16 protein-coding genes are annotated in these 15,498 nt (G+C 57.8%); all 16 read right to left on the bottom strand.

What is annotated here, in order from left to right:
* Positions 1-8 precede the first annotated feature (8 nt).
* On the bottom strand, positions 9-1,268 hold the full coding sequence (locus tag HDEN_RS06060; RefSeq protein WP_013215258.1) for a DNA circularization N-terminal domain-containing protein: 1,260 nt from the start codon (positions 1,266-1,268) through the stop codon (positions 9-11).
* On the bottom strand, positions 1,268-3,100 hold the full coding sequence (locus tag HDEN_RS06055) for a phage tail tape measure protein (protein WP_245256780.1): 1,833 nt from the start codon (positions 3,098-3,100) through the stop codon (positions 1,268-1,270). The genes HDEN_RS06060 and HDEN_RS06055 overlap by 1 nt, the downstream gene beginning before the upstream one ends.
* Before the next feature lie 341 nt (positions 3,101-3,441).
* The gene (locus HDEN_RS06050; protein WP_013215256.1) at positions 3,442-3,846 is read right to left on the bottom strand and encodes a phage tail assembly protein; all 405 of its coding nucleotides are present in this window, start codon (positions 3,844-3,846) and stop codon (positions 3,442-3,444) included.
* A gap of 38 nt (positions 3,847-3,884) precedes the next feature.
* Entirely contained in the window at positions 3,885-4,250 is a 366-nt protein-coding gene (locus HDEN_RS06045) for a phage tail tube protein (protein ID WP_013215255.1), read from the bottom strand.
* Positions 4,251-4,300: 50 nt separating this feature from the next.
* Positions 4,301-5,836: a phage tail sheath C-terminal domain-containing protein gene (locus HDEN_RS06040; protein WP_013215254.1), complete on the bottom strand. Its 1,536-nt coding sequence runs from the start codon at positions 5,834-5,836 to the stop codon at positions 4,301-4,303.
* A 34-nt stretch (positions 5,837-5,870) separates the two neighbouring features.
* Positions 5,871-6,017, bottom strand: a complete 147-nt coding sequence (locus HDEN_RS18620) for a DUF2635 domain-containing protein (protein ID WP_425337341.1) — start codon at positions 6,015-6,017, stop codon at positions 5,871-5,873.
* A gap of 84 nt (positions 6,018-6,101) precedes the next feature.
* Positions 6,102-6,899, bottom strand: coding sequence for a hypothetical protein (locus HDEN_RS06030; RefSeq protein ID WP_013215252.1), 798 nt, complete (start codon positions 6,897-6,899; stop codon positions 6,102-6,104).
* Between the two features lie 3 nt (positions 6,900-6,902).
* Complete coding sequence (locus tag HDEN_RS06025) at positions 6,903-7,301, bottom strand: hypothetical protein (RefSeq protein WP_013215251.1); 399 nt, start codon at positions 7,299-7,301, stop codon at positions 6,903-6,905.
* On the bottom strand, positions 7,301-7,666 hold the full coding sequence (locus HDEN_RS06020; RefSeq protein WP_013215250.1) for a hypothetical protein: 366 nt from the start codon (positions 7,664-7,666) through the stop codon (positions 7,301-7,303). Before HDEN_RS06020 ends, HDEN_RS06025 begins: the two co-directional genes overlap by 1 nt.
* A gap of 1 nt (position 7,667) precedes the next feature.
* On the bottom strand, positions 7,668-8,741 hold the full coding sequence (locus HDEN_RS06015) for a major capsid protein (RefSeq protein WP_013215249.1): 1,074 nt from the start codon (positions 8,739-8,741) through the stop codon (positions 7,668-7,670).
* 117 nt (positions 8,742-8,858) lie between these two features.
* On the bottom strand, positions 8,859-9,533 hold the full coding sequence (locus HDEN_RS06010) for a head decoration protein (protein WP_013215248.1): 675 nt from the start codon (positions 9,531-9,533) through the stop codon (positions 8,859-8,861).
* Positions 9,534-9,584: 51 nt separating this feature from the next.
* Positions 9,585-10,874: a S49 family peptidase gene (locus tag HDEN_RS06005; RefSeq protein WP_013215247.1), complete on the bottom strand. Its 1,290-nt coding sequence runs from the start codon at positions 10,872-10,874 to the stop codon at positions 9,585-9,587.
* 5 nt (positions 10,875-10,879) lie between these two features.
* Positions 10,880-12,505: a phage portal protein gene (locus tag HDEN_RS06000; protein WP_013215246.1), complete on the bottom strand. Its 1,626-nt coding sequence runs from the start codon at positions 12,503-12,505 to the stop codon at positions 10,880-10,882.
* Positions 12,506-12,514: 9 nt separating this feature from the next.
* Complete coding sequence (locus tag HDEN_RS05995) at positions 12,515-12,745, bottom strand: hypothetical protein (RefSeq protein WP_169305480.1); 231 nt, start codon at positions 12,743-12,745, stop codon at positions 12,515-12,517.
* An 18-nt stretch (positions 12,746-12,763) separates the two neighbouring features.
* The gene (locus tag HDEN_RS17705; RefSeq protein ID WP_013215244.1) at positions 12,764-14,635 is read right to left on the bottom strand and encodes a phage terminase large subunit family protein; all 1,872 of its coding nucleotides are present in this window, start codon (positions 14,633-14,635) and stop codon (positions 12,764-12,766) included.
* Entirely contained in the window at positions 14,635-15,246 is a 612-nt protein-coding gene (locus tag HDEN_RS05985) for a hypothetical protein (protein WP_013215243.1), read from the bottom strand. Before HDEN_RS05985 ends, HDEN_RS17705 begins: the two co-directional genes overlap by 1 nt.
* Positions 15,247-15,498 lie beyond the last annotated feature (252 nt).

Below are 15,498 nucleotides of genomic sequence, written 5' to 3'. Positions count from 1 at the left end.
TTATAAAATCAGTCCGCGAGAGCTTCAAATTCGTGCGGCATGAATGCGGCGTGCTTCACGCCATTACGCGCGACGAGCTCGTCTGCGCGATCGGCCGTCCCGTACAGCCTCTGCGACCACCAGAGCGCCGGCATCCGGCGCGGCGCCTCGATCGCCACGACGGGCGCAAGGTCCGTAATCAGCCTCGAGAGATAGTCGGCGACCTTCCCGGACAGCGTCTGCACCGCGACAAACACGTCATAATCCGCCAGTCCAGAAATGCGATCAAGCTCTGCCGCGAAAGCCTCTGCAGCATCGGCCCGTGCTTGAATCGCCTCGCGCCGATCGACATAAGTCCTGTTCGCAATAGCCGTCGCGAGCGTCGTTAGAGCCAGGATCCTCAAGCAAGAGCGCAACGCTTGGACATTCGCAAGCGATTGGCGGCCGCTTTCTGTGGTTGTCGACGCATTGTCGGCCGGCACATATAAGGCGAGCGGCAACACCGCCGCCTCAAGCAGGTCCGGCGCGATCGCGCCAGCGGCTGCTGTGAATATGTCCCCCATGCGCGTAACGATATCGGCGGCAGCAGACGGCGACTGCTGAGCAATGAATGTCGTGTCATCGTACTGATCAGCGCGCTCCCCGACGGCAGCTAGGTCGTCCGCATCGGAATAAAAATCGCCAATCTGCTGTAGCAACGCCGGCGCCTTATCGACATCCACCGTGGTGCCGCGCACGGCCGAATCTAGCTGGCCGGCAATACTGCGGATTTCGTCCGCCGCATCGTCGTGTACATAATCGGCGAAATCAAGCGTCGCGAATGAGCCAACAAAAAGCCTTGCAAGTGCCGCGACAATGCCGCCGACGCTGGTTTCAATGATGCGACCGAGATACGCGACCGGGAACGGCGCGGCACCGGATCCGTCGCGAACAAAGGACAGCGAAAACGCAATATAGCCTAGTTGGTCCTTTTTGAAATCGCGACTGCAATCTTCGCAGTGCGCCTGCATGGAAATGATCGGCAAACTGAGTGTCGCGGCGCCACCAGCATCGCACGCCCTCCGGAGAGCATCCTCAGCGCCGTCGGCGTTGTCGCCAGCGACGTAGGCTGTCACATCAATCTTATTTGCCTTGCGGCCGAGATCCTCGACATAAGGATCGTCTGCGAGTGGAAACTCGTGAACGACCAAGCGCCGTCCGGTTTTGATCTTGTCTGTCTCAACGAAAAACGAGGCGCCACGATAGGAGGCACGGCGCAGCGTTCGGAGCCAATCTCTGAATACCGCCATTAATGCCCGCCCCCATAACTCTTGTCGGTGTCGCTCATGCTGCGGCCGGTATTAAGCGGGACCTCGGCGCGACCGTCCGTCGTCGACTGTTTCGTAACCTGACCGTTACCGTCGACCTTGATCGTCGCCTCGAGCTTCGTCCGAACCTCCGCAGATCCGGTGACATTGATCTGCTGCGCATGCAAATCGAGAAGCTGCAGAGGCGATTTCGCTCCGCCTCCGCCGAACGGGCTGAACGTTTCCTCATGCGATTTGCCGGACAGCCAGTCTTGAAGCCGGTCCCACCGACCGCCGTGTGTATTGTTCTGCAGCTGGTTATCAAACGCGCCTTGATTCAGATTTTTAGCGCCCGTTTCGATCAGATGCTTTGCCCAATCCGGGAGCATGTTGTTGAGGACCAGATCGACGACAAAGCTGATCCGGTCCTTTGCCTTCGTGAGCTTGTCCCAGTTTTGCCAAACCTCGTAGAGCAGATATGCGCCCGCGATCGTGATAACGATCGGACTGCCGGCAATCGCAGCAAGCAGGCTCAGAGAGCTCGCAATGCCGCTAATCACGTAACCAAGCGGCGCAAGCGCCGCAACGCCAGCGAATACATAAAACAAGCCGCGTAGCGTCTCGGGGTCGATTTTCTGAGCCGAGTCGAACATATCGGCGATCGACTTAAAAACGCCCTCCATATCGCCCCGAATGCCAGCGCCGGCAACTGAGTTCATAAGGTTGTCAATCGCGGTTTGAGCTCGCGAGAATTGAAATGCAAATCCCTCGCCAAAGATCGACCATTTGCGCTCGAGCGCGCCTGGCGCGTGCTCGAGAATATTCTCAAGGTTGACGCCGTAGTGTTCGGCCTGCTTGAGCAGGTCCATAAACTTTGCGGCGTGCTCTTTGCCAAAAACTTGAGACATGAAGGCGACGTTTTTGGCGAGCGGCGCGAACGTCTCGAAAAATTTCTTTGGATCGAGCCCGGTCATGGCTCCGCTAAAGAAGTTAAGCAACGTCGCCTGCAAAATCTTCCTATCCTGCGCGCTGACTTTTTTGCCGCCGAACCCCTTAACCAGCTGCGTATTCAATCGCTCCATTACCGGATCTATACCCTGGCTCAGATCGGCGTGAGCGAGCTCGTTCTGTATCATTCGCGCCATGCCGCGCGAGATGTTGAACGAGCCGGTACCTTTGAGGGCCTTAACAAGCGCATCGCCGTCGCGCAGTTTCTTTTCGTCAAAATTGCCGAAACTGGTCGGATCGATGCCCGCAGATTCCAGCATCGCTTTCGACTTTGGGACCGGCGCAACGAGACGCATCATGCCGGTTTTTAATGCATTGCCGATCGCAGAGGCGTCAAACTGGCCGCCAAGTGTTTGAGCGAAGGCTGCCGCCTGTTCGAATGTTAAGCCGAGACCGGAGGCAATAGGTGCCCAGGATTGCATTGCCTCGCCGAACGCTTCGGCACCGCCCTTCATGCCCTTAGAGGCTACCAGATAGACTTCCTCGTAATGCTTAAACTGTTCTGGGTCGTTGAGATTGGCACCAAACGCTCTGAGCAGAGCCGAGCTTTCTTTCATCTGCTCGGCGACCGAGATTCCCGTAACTCGAGACGTTCGCGCTGCAATTTCCGCGTTTTTAATAAAGCTCGTCGGCGAGTTACCGAGCTCCTGCCAACCTTTCGCAGCCTCGAGCAACTCCAACTTATTGACGCCGGTTGCATTCGAGACGTTCAGTATTGCCTTTTCGACCTTCGCGAACGCATCGGGGGCGAGCTCTGCTATCGCGCGATACTGGTGCACCGCGCGATCCCATTCGAGTTGATCGTGACCGAACGCACCGACACCCATAGCAGCCGGCAGCGCCATAGAAAGCGCCCCATGCATTTTATGGCTAGCCGCTGCGAAGGCGCCAGTGGCCGCCGCATATCTGCCGCTCGCCGCGCGCGCGTTTGCAGCGACGCGGGCGAAAACCGCCGACGCGAGGTCGCGCGCCGCAATGATTGCGGTCGCCTGCATTATTGACATTTAGGCTTTCCCTGCGCCGTCGTTTGCGCGCTGTCGAGCTTCGTTGCGTTGCTCGTAATGATCGCTCAGCAGTTCGTACCACCAGGCGAGCCGAACAAGCGGCATGCGTTCAATGACTTCGGGAGAAAAGCGGCCGATAAATGCGAGAATACCGACCGCTTCCCTCAGTTTCCCTTGGTATAGGGTCCGACCATCGCAGCGAGAGCGTTAAAGAGATTGCGAAAATCGCGATAATCGAGAGGCTTGAGCAACGGCAACGGGATGCCGGTAAGACGCGGCAGCCATTTCTCGACGGACTTCGTGTCGACTTCAAAAACCATCGCGCCGAGTTCCCCGTCATCCCCCTTTAACACTTTGGTTGTTTGGAAGTCGCCGCACTCCATCCAATCGCCAGCGGTAGGCGCGCGGAGCGAAATCTCGCTGATCGGCTCTCCTTTGGTGTTATTGATAGTGCTGTACAGAAGCCGGACGATTGTTCCGCGAGGCGCCGCGCCGGCGCCGGCAGCGCTCATCGCTGCCGGCGATGGCTGCTGAGGCGAGAAGGCGTCATTCTGATTACGGTTGAACATGATTGAAAGTCCCCCTTTTACCGAAGAAAAGCGCCACTTTAGAAGCGCGTGAGCTTGTCGCTAACGATTTCAAATTCGGAGTACTCGCCCGTAGCGGTATTGCGCGACGCCTTTCCCTTGATAAAGGCATCGGTGAAAAGCGTCGTTCTGCGGATATCCTTTTCGCTGAGGGTCAGATCGAAAATCTTTCCCATAAGCGTTTGGATATTCAGATCTTTCGTATTGCGCATTTTGACCTTTGCCGAATATGGCGAAGGCTTCACCGTGCGGTTGATCGTGCCATCCTGATTAACAACCGCATCGGGCTCAATGTTCGACTCGTCCAGATCAATCTCTCCAGCCGTACTGTAAGGGACGCCATCGATCGCTACGTCGATACGGCCGCCGACTGTTTCTCGTGCCATGCTAAAAGCTCCTAATTTGTGCTGCTTGAAAGGACGCGCCGGCGAGCGGCTTAGGCGGCCGTGATCGCGTTAGTTTGGTCGAGTTCGAGTTGCATCCAATTGACTGCCGCAGCCGCCAAAACGCGCAGCTGATTGACGTGATCAAGGTTCATCATCACATCGACGCGGTTCGGATCCTGAGCATTGCGCTCAACAACCAGCGACTGCTGAAACGCCTCGAGGTTCTCAAAAACGCCGTAGGTATCAACCAGCTTTTTGTAAGCGTGCGTGATCGTTGCCTTGATATCGTTCGGCGTGACGATCGCAGCGACGCGGCCAGGATTATCGTTCGCGAGCGCCTGGCGCCCATGCTTCGACGTAACCTCGGTCCGGATAAAGCGGATTCCGAACATCGATTGCGCCATCGTTTCGACATCGAGGTAAGTCCAATCCGGATCCCCCCAGCTGTTCGCATGGTAGGTCGTGATAAGTCGCTCGATCGCGACGTTTCCGGCAGTATTGATAAAGTAACCGGAAATGCCACTGAAATAGAGCGTCTGTTTGTCGACCAGCTGCAGCTGATCGGCGATTAACCGCGGCCCCTTGATGCCTTGGAGCTCGAGTGTCTGCAGAGGCCGTGAAAGCTCAGGAGCGTCCTGGAGGTGTGCGGCAGCAATGGCACCGATGGCCGCAATAACCTCGTATTGCGGCGAGAGGAATTTCCGGCAAGGGAAAAACGTAATGTGCTGGTTGTTGTACCCAGCGCCGAGAGTCTGCAGCGCACCAACGGTCGCTGTAGAGGGGCAGAAATAGTGCCCATAGATCTGTTGCGCCCAACTCCAACGACCTGAGACGTCGTTCAAGAGATCAGTAGCATGGCCGACGTTCGCTGCATCGGCATAGGCCGAGGCGATCCAATCAAATTCAGCACTGCCGAGGTTCGCGAAAGCAGTTCCGAGATCCGGATCACCAGCGCCGCTCGCCATCGCGGTGATTGTGAGCAGCGTTGCGGCTAGGTTGTTGCCGTCCTCGGTAACAATGCCGCTTTCGATCTCAACGGCGTTGCCGAGCGTGCCTTTATGCACGGCCGTGAGGTCGATCTGATAGGCAGTCGTACCGTTGACGGCGGCCGTAACCGGTAGGCCTTCGCTCGCTGCGACAGCATTGATCGCAGCAACCAGGTGCAGCGCGATCGTCGTTTTGGTGTCGGTTGTGAGAACGCCGCAGCGAATGCGTCGGCCGGCAATGTAGATCGTGAGCGTTGCAGCCTGCGAGAGCGCCGGATCGCCGACGACAATCGTGCCGGCCGCCTTTACGCCGGCGTTGAGATCCGCGACCGGCAGAGCCCAGATTTCCTGCAGCGGCGCATTCTTGCGCGCCTTGCGATACATATTCGCCAGCATGGAATTCTGGCCAAACAGAGCGCCGACCGTACCGTCGCGAACGAGTACGGGCTGGTTTTCCGTTGCGACGCCAGAGCTCAGTTTCTGGCCGACGAGCAATAGCCGCGCATTCGCGGAGTACGGCGTGCCGCCAGGCTGAAATTCGGCATAGAAAAACGGAACGCGGACGTTCCCAGGGATGTTGTTGAACAGCACGCCGCTCATTGTCGGAGTCTCCTAAATTTCGGGTTGTTTGGGTTTACTTTTTCGATGGCCTGGCCGCCGGCGCAGCTGTTGCCTCTGCAGACGCCGGCGAGATCGCCTCTGTTACGTCACCATCACGTAACCGCGCGCGCCAGTACGGCGTGAGCTCGACGAGCGCGCCCTCTGGCGGAAGTTTTGCCATGTTCCGCTCAGGCATAAGCACGACGTCGTGCTGGCCCGGTTTCACGAAAAGCGTGCTAGGCATTCAACAATCTCCTTTTGGGTGTCAGGTCGAATAGTCGATTTCGGCAACACCGTCGGCGCGAGGACCTGCAGCGTCGCCGGCCTCGTTTTTCCGCGCCTGGTTTGCTTCGATGAATCGAATCCGGTCGAGTTGCGGAAGGTTGAAAGGCGTTGCGCCAGCGTTGCCGAGCAGCTGCTCTTGAATGAGCGTCGCTGTCGGAGCGTGCGGACCGTCGCCGTCGATAATGGCTTGCAGCAAGCTGTTGTAAGGCTCTGGGATATACGGGTCGCCGCTCCCGATCCTCGGATCCTCTGGCTGCACCAGGCGCACCGCAAGAGTTATCTGCCGAGAGACGAGACGAATACTCGTTTCGTGATCGACGAACCGTTTCGATTCCCACGATTTGATGCGATTTATAACGGCGTCAAGTTGTGCGCCCCATGGGCCGGCTTTGTCGCGAAAAACGCGATAGATCTGCGCCTCGAAAGCGTCGATCGACGCCTCAAGTTCGGGCTCCGACTGCGGAGGTATGAGGACTAAAACCGGGTCGCTTTCATCATCGGCCTTGTATTCGGTGGCCTGTCCGAGCGTAATCTCAAGAATTAGATGCGTTTCGTGATCGAACGGCGGTCCGTCCTGGTTATTTGAGATCGCGTGCCCGATATCGTCGTCCGTGTAGACGATAACCATCGGCACGACTTGGCCGACCTCGATACCTTGAATTTGATCCTGGCGGCTATCGAAGACACGGTTTTGCGCCATCGTCGGCCAGGGTGCCGCATAGCCGTTCGTTAGCGCCATGACAGTTGCCAGGCGCAGCGCCGCTCTCTCGAGGCTCATGGGTTAGGCGTCCTTAAAACCGTCAGCGAGGCGGATTTTGTATCGTCGCTCGCCGTCCTGCATGATCTCGGCGACGTCGTAGACGATGTTGGTATCGAGACGTTTGAAACGATCCTTTTGCCGAGGACCCTGACCAACTGCGAATTGGCGTTCGTCAATGCTCAGCCAAATGTGCCGAATAACGGCCTGCGTTGAGCGCCTGGCGACCTCGCCGAGAGCTTTCGAAACAGAGGAACGGTCGTCGAAAGCGCCCGTTACCTGGCGAACAGCGCGGCTATTGTCGATCGCCGGCCGGCCGCCGCCGACGCCTGGCGTCATAGGACGGAATTCGAACAACTCTCCGAACACGGCGTCGACGTGGTCAGAGAGTTGATCCTCGAGGCCTGCGAAGATCGACGGCATTAGCGCGATCTCCGCGGCTTCGTTGTCGCCTGCGTCGCATCGGTTGAAGCTTCGGCAGATTCACTTGTTTTTGACGGCGTTTCGCCTGACGCGGGCGCCGGATCCGTAGGCAGCAAATCCGGATTTTCCTGCCGCAGCTGGTCGATACGATCGTAGTCGTTTGCCTTCGCCGCTTTCAAAATTTCGACGGCGAGAGCCTGGTCCTTTGTGAGAGGACTGCGCGGACGCGCGGCGCCGATCGCGATAGCATATGCTGCCGCTTCCTCGTCGAGTTCGCCACGCCATTTGAGAGGAAGAACGCGCGTCGTCCGCGCGTTCTCCGGATATCGATGCTCTCGAAGCATCTCGATCGCGATAACCGCCATTTTATGAGGCCATATCGGTCACGTTGTTACCGCCTGACCCGGTTGTGCCCTGAATTAGAAGTTCCGGACGAACCCAAATTGGCAGCACGTTCGACTGCGTGAGGATATCCCGGCCGCGGTTCCACTCGTCGGGCTTTTCCTTCGCATAGAACACCTGGCCCGGAATATTTGCCGACTCGGCGAAATCGCCAGGTGCGACGTAGGTATATGCCGAGTTTTGGGTACCTAGCGGGAAAAAGATCGCCCCGCCAGAAGGGATGGCGCGCTGAATAGACGACGTACCGTTTGCGGCGATGGACGAGAACGTCGCGTCGTACTCGACAAACGTAATGTCCTGCACCGTGAACGAGAACCGACGATCCGATAGCGTCGGATTGAGCGCGATGAAGTTTTGCCAAGCAGCCATCGCAGCATTATAGGCGGCCTTGATGTCCGCATTCGAGAACAGCATTTCCATGAATTCATACGATGCGAGACAGGCAACACCCGTCATCACTTCACCCATGAGACTGCGCTCGATCTGCCGTTTAATTGTGCGTAGGCGCGCTGGAATGTCAGCGCCGCCACCAAACGCCGCGACCGGCTTTGTAATGCCGAATTCGTCGTAGAGATCGAGCATAACGGAGCCGTCTGAATCGAGAATCTGGCCCTGCAGAGCGCCGATGCGATACCACTCATGCGTCACAAAATGCTTTGACGCCATGGTAACGAGCTTCTGCGCGACCATGTCCTCGAGATACATAGCCGCCGCGGACCCGAACGCACGTAAGTTCTGCACGTCCGCAACCTTAACGCTATCCTGATGCGTGATCTGCGGAATTTCGAAGATCTTTTTATCACGTTTACCGCGACTGCCGAGCGTGCCAGGTGCACCGCGTTCAGTTGCCGGCAACAGGTTGAGCGCCCAATTTTGCCGCTCGAGCGTAACGTGCGTTACGGGAAGCGGAATCGGATCCCCGAAAATCTTCATATTCGTGACAAGGCCGTACTTGTTCGGCACCTTGTTAATGATCGTCGTGAGCTCCGGAACGGAAAACTCGCGATCAGTAAACCCCTCGATAGCCAAGTCGGTCATTGGTCGATTTCTCCAATTGAGATTGAGCAAGCGCCGGCGGAATCGCGGGCGCAAAAATGCGAAACGCGGCCCTTTTTCGAGGACCGCGCTTTATTCGTGTGGCGTTGTGACGGAGCTTTAAGCGCTCTGGCGAGCCAAGATCAGCTTTTTTGCCAGAACAGCGAGTGCCGCGTCACGATGCGCCTGCGTCGTCACGTTCGCACCCCATTTCAGGCCAGCCGGCGATATCTCTGCTGGACCATTAGCGAGAATAACAGCGCCGGCGACGTCCGCGCTCGTTGCGTCGACCTTGTGCAACAGGACGCTGTCGGCGATCTGACTGCCGTCATTTGCCGTTGGATCGTAAGCCACCAATTTTCCTGAACCTGCAGCGACCGTAATATCGAAACCGTCGCCCGCGATGAATGCAGTACCCCCGGCCGCGATCGTAAAGCCGAGATCGTCGGCGAATGCTGTGCCGGTCGCACCGTTGCCGCCGATAACGTTTCCGTCAGGATCCAATACCTGAAACACGGTCGCGGCCGTAAATCGGACCTTGTAAACACCGGTTTTGGCGCCTTGGTTGACGGCAACGGCGCCGACAGTGCCCGTTCCGGTGTTGCCGCCGGCTTTTGCAGTAGCCGTCGCCGCGCCCGTCAATATTTTGCCGAGCACGAGGCCAATATCGCAAACGCCGGCGCCGCTCTTAATCACGCCAACCCCGCGGCAAAAATGGCCTTCCTTTTCCGACTTGAGAACGTCCGAAACGGCTGTCGGTTCGTCCCATGTCGCAGTTCTAAGCGCGCGTCCCATCGTATCGAGCTCCTAAATAATCAATTTTCAGATTGGTGAAAGCGCCGGCACTTAGACCATTGCCGCGAAACGCTTCGCTTGGCGTTCGATATTCGCTTGCGCGCGATCTTTGGGCTGCGCGTCGCCGCCACTTGTCGCGACGTTCGGCTTCCCGCCATTCGCGGCCATAGCGTCGTAAAACGAGCTCGCGCCGGCGGCCGGTTTTTCCTCGGCGGCCTTCGCCAGCATTTTCGAGCACTGTTCGGCACTCATATCGCTGCCGGTTGCAAGCTCGATCGCGAGTGCCTGGCGGCCTTTCGCTTCTGGCAGAGCCAGGATCGATGCAATGCGAGCGCGTTCCTCAGTACGGCCTGCCTTGACGCCATCGGCGCGCGCGGCGTCGAGAGCGGCCTGGTCCGTCCCGCTTGCCGCTTCCGCGGCCGGCTGGTTCGTCATAGCTTTCTTCTCCTTTGGGTTGCTTTCGTAGCCCGCCGGCGCCGCCGGCAGTTTTGTGATCTGCTGACTCATCACTTCCAGAACGCGATCAAACGTTGAAACACCGTCCGCCAGGCCGATCTTGACGGCGTCTTGGCCCATAAACACGGCCGCCTCAGTTGCTCGGAGATCGGCCTCTTTGAGGCTCGGGCGGCCATCGAGGACCGTCTCGATGAAAAGCGAGTGCAGTTTCTCGATCTCGGCTTGAAAATTGGCTTTCGTTACTCGAGAGAGCGGCTCGAAAGGATTGCCCTCGGCCTTGCGCGCCCCGGCGTGCAAAATCGTCGGCTTAATCCCCTCGTTCTGCATCTGCAAAGAGCGATCGAAGTGCACCCAAACGACGCCGATCGAACCCATCATGCCGGTTTGCGTCGTATAGATCTGGCTCGCCGCCGAGGCGATCGCATAGCCGGCCGAGCACGCCATATCGGCGACCATCGCGACAACCGGCTTTTTCTTGCGGATCTCCATTATCAAGTTCGAAACTTCGAACGTGCCCGCCGCTTCGCCGCCTGGCGTATTCATGTCGAGCAGGATCCCGCGCACCTCGGAATCCGTGCTCGCCTTTTTTAGCTGCTCGCTAATGCCCTCATAACTCGTGAGGCCGGAAGATGCGCCGATATAGGCACCGCGGTTAACCAGGCTGCCGATAATCGGAACGATAGCGATACCGTTCGACGTCACGCGATACGGGCCGCGCTGCGATTCCCGGCCTGCAAAACGGTTCGCATCCGGCGCCGGCGCCTGAAATACGTCCTCGATGCCGATCCGGCCGCCCAAAACTCCGAGAATTACCTCAAGTTTTTCGGTCGTGATTAGCAGCGGCTGGCCGATGATCCGGTCAGCCAAAAGCGGCAGCATTGTCATAGCGGTTAAACTCCGTCCGGCGAGTTGCTTTGTTCGTTCTGCAGCGGCGGCGCGAGCGGAGTGCTGCCGGGATAAGGCAGGCCGAGCCCTTCGAAATACTTCTTTTCGGTCGCGATCTGCTCGGCCTTGTCGCGCCAGTTCGCGCCTTCTTCGGCGGCAATATCCTCGACCGTTTCGACGCCCATTTGAACGCCAAGTTGCTGCGCCTGGCGTTCCTTGTAGGGATCAATCATTGGCTTGCCCCAGGCGATGAACTCGCCGCGGACGAGATAGGGTTTTGCCGCGAGAAAATCCGTCACACCGACCGGCAATTTGATCGTACCGATCGCAACACCTTCTTCCAACCAGGCGCTAAAGAACGGCATCGCCCAATGCTGCACCAGATGATTCCTGCGGGCGCGATACGTCCGCCAAACGGCAAGCAATGCGGCGCGCGCAGCGGAATAATTGACCTCTTTGTAATTTTTCGCGAGTTCATGCGCCTCAACACCGAGGCCGGCCGCCAAATTCTTGAGAAAGGCGCTCTCGAAACCGTCGAAATTAGTATTCGGATGCGTCGGTCGATTGAATTCTAGGCTCTCATTTGGCAGCAAATGAGGTATTTTGTTGCCGTTGAATGTAATATCATCGTTCGCATTGTGATAGTCGCTGGCGAGTTTCATTGCGCCCGTAATGCCGTCGACCAGCGGCCCGCCGCTGCCGCCCGCAGCCTTGGCACCGTGCAGGCCGATGACTTGAAACGCCGCGCCATAATCGAGCTCGGTTTTTATTACAGCGGTAAATCCCGCCTGCGTAATGGCCGACTGCAGTTCTGTGTCTCGATAGGTGCCGAGCATTTTGAATGCGTGAATAACCGACGCGAATTCTGAAACGCCGCGAGTCATCTCCGGGCGCTGCTTATTGAAAACGTGCAGCACAATCGGTCGGCCCCATGGTGTCTGTCGCGGGACACGTTGCCAGCTGAGCGATGAAAGCTCGACGCCGACGTCATCGGGATGCGATAGCCGAATATAGTACGCCAGCGGTTCTCCAACAGCGTCGCGCTCGATTCCGCCGCGAAGAAATTTTGTGTCCGGCGCTCCCATCGGGTTTGAAAGCCGGTCGATATCGATCAAATTTATGCAAGTTTGATAGGCTCCGGTGCCTTGCTTAAGTTCGAGCACAGCAAGCGCGTCGCCGTCGATAAACCGAGTGCGATTTACCAGAGCAAACATTTCTGAGAACGTGCTCTGCCTCTGAGCATCGGCCTGAAATTCAACGCCCTCCGCATAGGCTTCCCATTGGCGCGTGACGTAATCCTGCCATTCGCTCGCGATTTCCTTGTCATTGATGCCGAGCGACCGCCAGTCGATCCGCAAAGCGAGCTTGACGCCAGAACCAGAAACGGCGTCGTCGTTCATCCTAACGGCGTTTTTGGCGTGTGCGTTGTTGCGCACCAGGTCACGGGCCCGCGCCCTGAGCATGCCAGCATCATAAAGCGCCGCTTTGTCAGCCGAGAGGTTGCGCGGGCGCCAAACAGCGACCTCGCCACCGCCGCGAGTACGGCCGTCGCGATAGGCGTGCACCCATGACGTGAGCGCAGCCGTATGCAGCGCCAGATGATCGCCTGGTGCGTTCGCGTTGTCTGTCATGTGCAGAATTTACCTTGGAATGCGCGCCGGCGGGCCGCGTAGGACCATGCTCGAATCGGAAAGATCGACTAAGCCGCTATCAGCACCACACTGGCGATAAAAAACCCGGTACAGCTTCTGCAGATCCGGGATCTGCTGCTGATAGTATTGGACCGATCTTTCGCCAATGCTGACGCCGACGACGCGCTGACCAGAATTCAGAGCCATTATGGCATTGTATATCTTCGTCAGTTCTTCCACGCACGTTCCGGCCATTCGTCACCTTTTGAAAAAGCTCGCGATTAACGCGCCGTCGACCTTGCGCGCAGTGCCTTGCCGATCGGCCCGACGCTGGTCGTAATCGATCGCGAGCGGCGCGCGTGCCGCCATGGCATAAATGAAGGTATCGAGAGCTTCGTTTCGCTTGCCGCCGGCCGGCGGCATCCAAACGCGGACCGGACGCCCCTTGCGATAGTCGATCTTTAGCGTTTCAGAGACAAGCTGCTCGAAATATTTGAGCTCTAGGTGCTTCGGAAAGTGTACACGATAGCGCTGAATTCCAGCCTTTTCGTCCGGCACGACGGCGAGTTCGTGATAAAGCATCGTTTTTCCATCGTCGACGCCGATCAAATGCAACTTTGCGCCGAGTTTGAATTTACTCTCCGACTCGCGCATCAGCTGCCTACCTGCGCCGTCTTTGCCTTTGGTGGCATAGTACGGCTTGAAAGCGGCGCGGCTCGCGCGGACAAACTCCATAACGACCTGAAACCAGTTGCCGGCGTCGATTGCGACCGATTCAACCGCGAGCGTTTCGCCGTTCTCAAGGTCGAATTCTCGAAATAACAGCGCTTGTTCCATGCGTTCGAACGCGCCGGGCGCCGTGGGATCGTCGTAATGGATCACATGATCGAGGACAAATTTCTCATCGCCCGCGGCCCAGCCAATATATTGGCATTCGAAGCGATCGGCCTGGACGTCGACACCGGCCGTTATCGCGAGGACCTCGTCGGGAATGACATAGCCATTTGAGCTTGGTCCGTAATCTTCGCGGCGGTCGAATAGTTCTTGCGGTGTCGTCTTCGCCTTTTTCGACGGGTTATAGACACGGCCTAATTTTAGATTCCAGAAGGTCTGCTCCTCGGCCGGCTTGCCTTCGCAGTCCTCCCACTCTTTGACCAGGTCCGCCATACTTACCCATGGCGAATAAATGGCCCAGATCTTAAATCCGGCAACGCCATTGAACGGGGCGCGCGCTTTCCAGAGGCCTTTCCGGACTGCGAGTAAGACCTGGCGCTGATCCCACGGCTCACCGCAACCAACAATCTCGCCGGTTTTCTCGTCAGTATGACCACAATGATAACGGGCTGTTTCCGGCTTTCCCTTGTCCCATTTGACGGATTCCCATTCGAGCGCCTGAAACAGGCCGCAATGCGGGCAAGGGACCTCGAAATAACGCTGATCCGAGCGCAGAAACCAGGCGTCGATTGCGCTCGCGCCTTCGATCGTCGGCGTTGACGCCAGAAATTTCTTCCGATTCCAAAAATTCTGCGTTCGTTGAAAGCCCTGCTTGATCGGGTCGCCGTCGTTGCCGATCGAGGCTTTATACTTGTCAATCTCATCGAAAATCACGATGCGCCGCGGACGAGACGCCAGGCTCGACGCGGAATTCGCACCAGCGAAAACGATATCGCCACCGGCGTAAGATTTTTCGAGCTTCTTTTGATCGCTATCGCGCGACCTGGCACGACCGATCCGCTCGAGCAGCCGCGGCGACGCTTCGACGGTCGGCGAGAAACGGTTCGTCGAGAACGATTCCGCAAGGTTGAGATCCGGCAACACAAACATTTGTGGGCTCGGATCCTGGTCGATGTAGTAACAGGCCGCATTGAGCAGGACTTCGGTCTTACCGACCTGCGAAGACCATTCGAGCACGATAATTTCGACGTCAGGATCGCATGCTGCGTCCATCGGCTCTCGCGCGAATGGCGTCCGGTCGGTGTTCCAATGCCCAGGCTCTGGTCCGGTACCGGCCGCAATATGCCGATGCTCGTCGGCCCATTGGCTGATTTTGAGCCGCGGCGGTAATTCTAGGCCCTCAACCCAGCCCAATCTGACGACTGAGCGGATCGCCTCCGAAACACCTGCCAGCATTAGTCGACGTCGCCCTCGGAGACGCGCTGTGCGTCGGATTGAAGTTCCTTAACTAGCTTGTCGCATTCATCCGTCAGCATCTGCATGGCCTCGGACGGAATGAATTGCTGCAACTTTGTCGGAAAGCCGCCGATCCGGTCCCGGAGCTTGCGCGCAATGGCGAAATTCATGGCGACAACCTCGTCCCGCGGGATTAGTCGCCCTTCTTCCTCAAGCACGCGCAGCTGCGCCAAGCGCGCGTTCGATCGCTCGCGTTCCGTCTTTACGGCGGCGAAATCCATCTTTTCGAGCGAGAGTTCGCCCTGTTCGGGCTCGTCAGCGTCGCCCGCTGCCGCCGGCGAGATCGAGGTCCTAGTCGGCGGCGATCGGAGCGGCTCGGCCTGCGTGGCGCGAGCGCGTTCGCTATGCTGCCAGGCCATCTGTTTGAGCGGGTCGGCATGCGCCGCTCTGAGTTGCTTAAGCTTCTCGACGTCAATTTTGCCGTCGACCTTAACCTCAGGCCATCGCTCGGCGAGCTTGTTTACGCGCTGCCGGCTGATGCCTCCGAGCTCGGCACCGGCAGCCGCAGGCGATACCAAACGGACCGCCTCGATGGTCAAAACGTCCCCCATAGTGCAACCCCATTTGCAACCCCCTATTGCACCCCCCGTTGCACTTGTGAGGTTTTAGGCTCTAACCGATTCCAAAGACTCTAACTTTGTTGGTTTAAGCCCTTGAAACTCAAAGGGGTGCAACTCACAAAAAAAATTCGCACCTAGCACGGTTTCGGGGCTGCGTGGCCCGCAGAGGCAAAATCGACCCAGCAGGGACCCGTGGCGGGGTACGGGTTGCATGGGCGCCATTGCTCGCGTTGCATCGACCAA

The sequence above is a fragment of the Hyphomicrobium denitrificans ATCC 51888 genome, assembly GCF_000143145.1.
Lineage (GTDB): Bacteria > Pseudomonadota > Alphaproteobacteria > Rhizobiales > Hyphomicrobiaceae > Hyphomicrobium_B > Hyphomicrobium_B denitrificans.
Note: the sequence above shows the minus strand (reverse complement) of the source record. Positions and strands in the feature narration are given on the sequence as shown.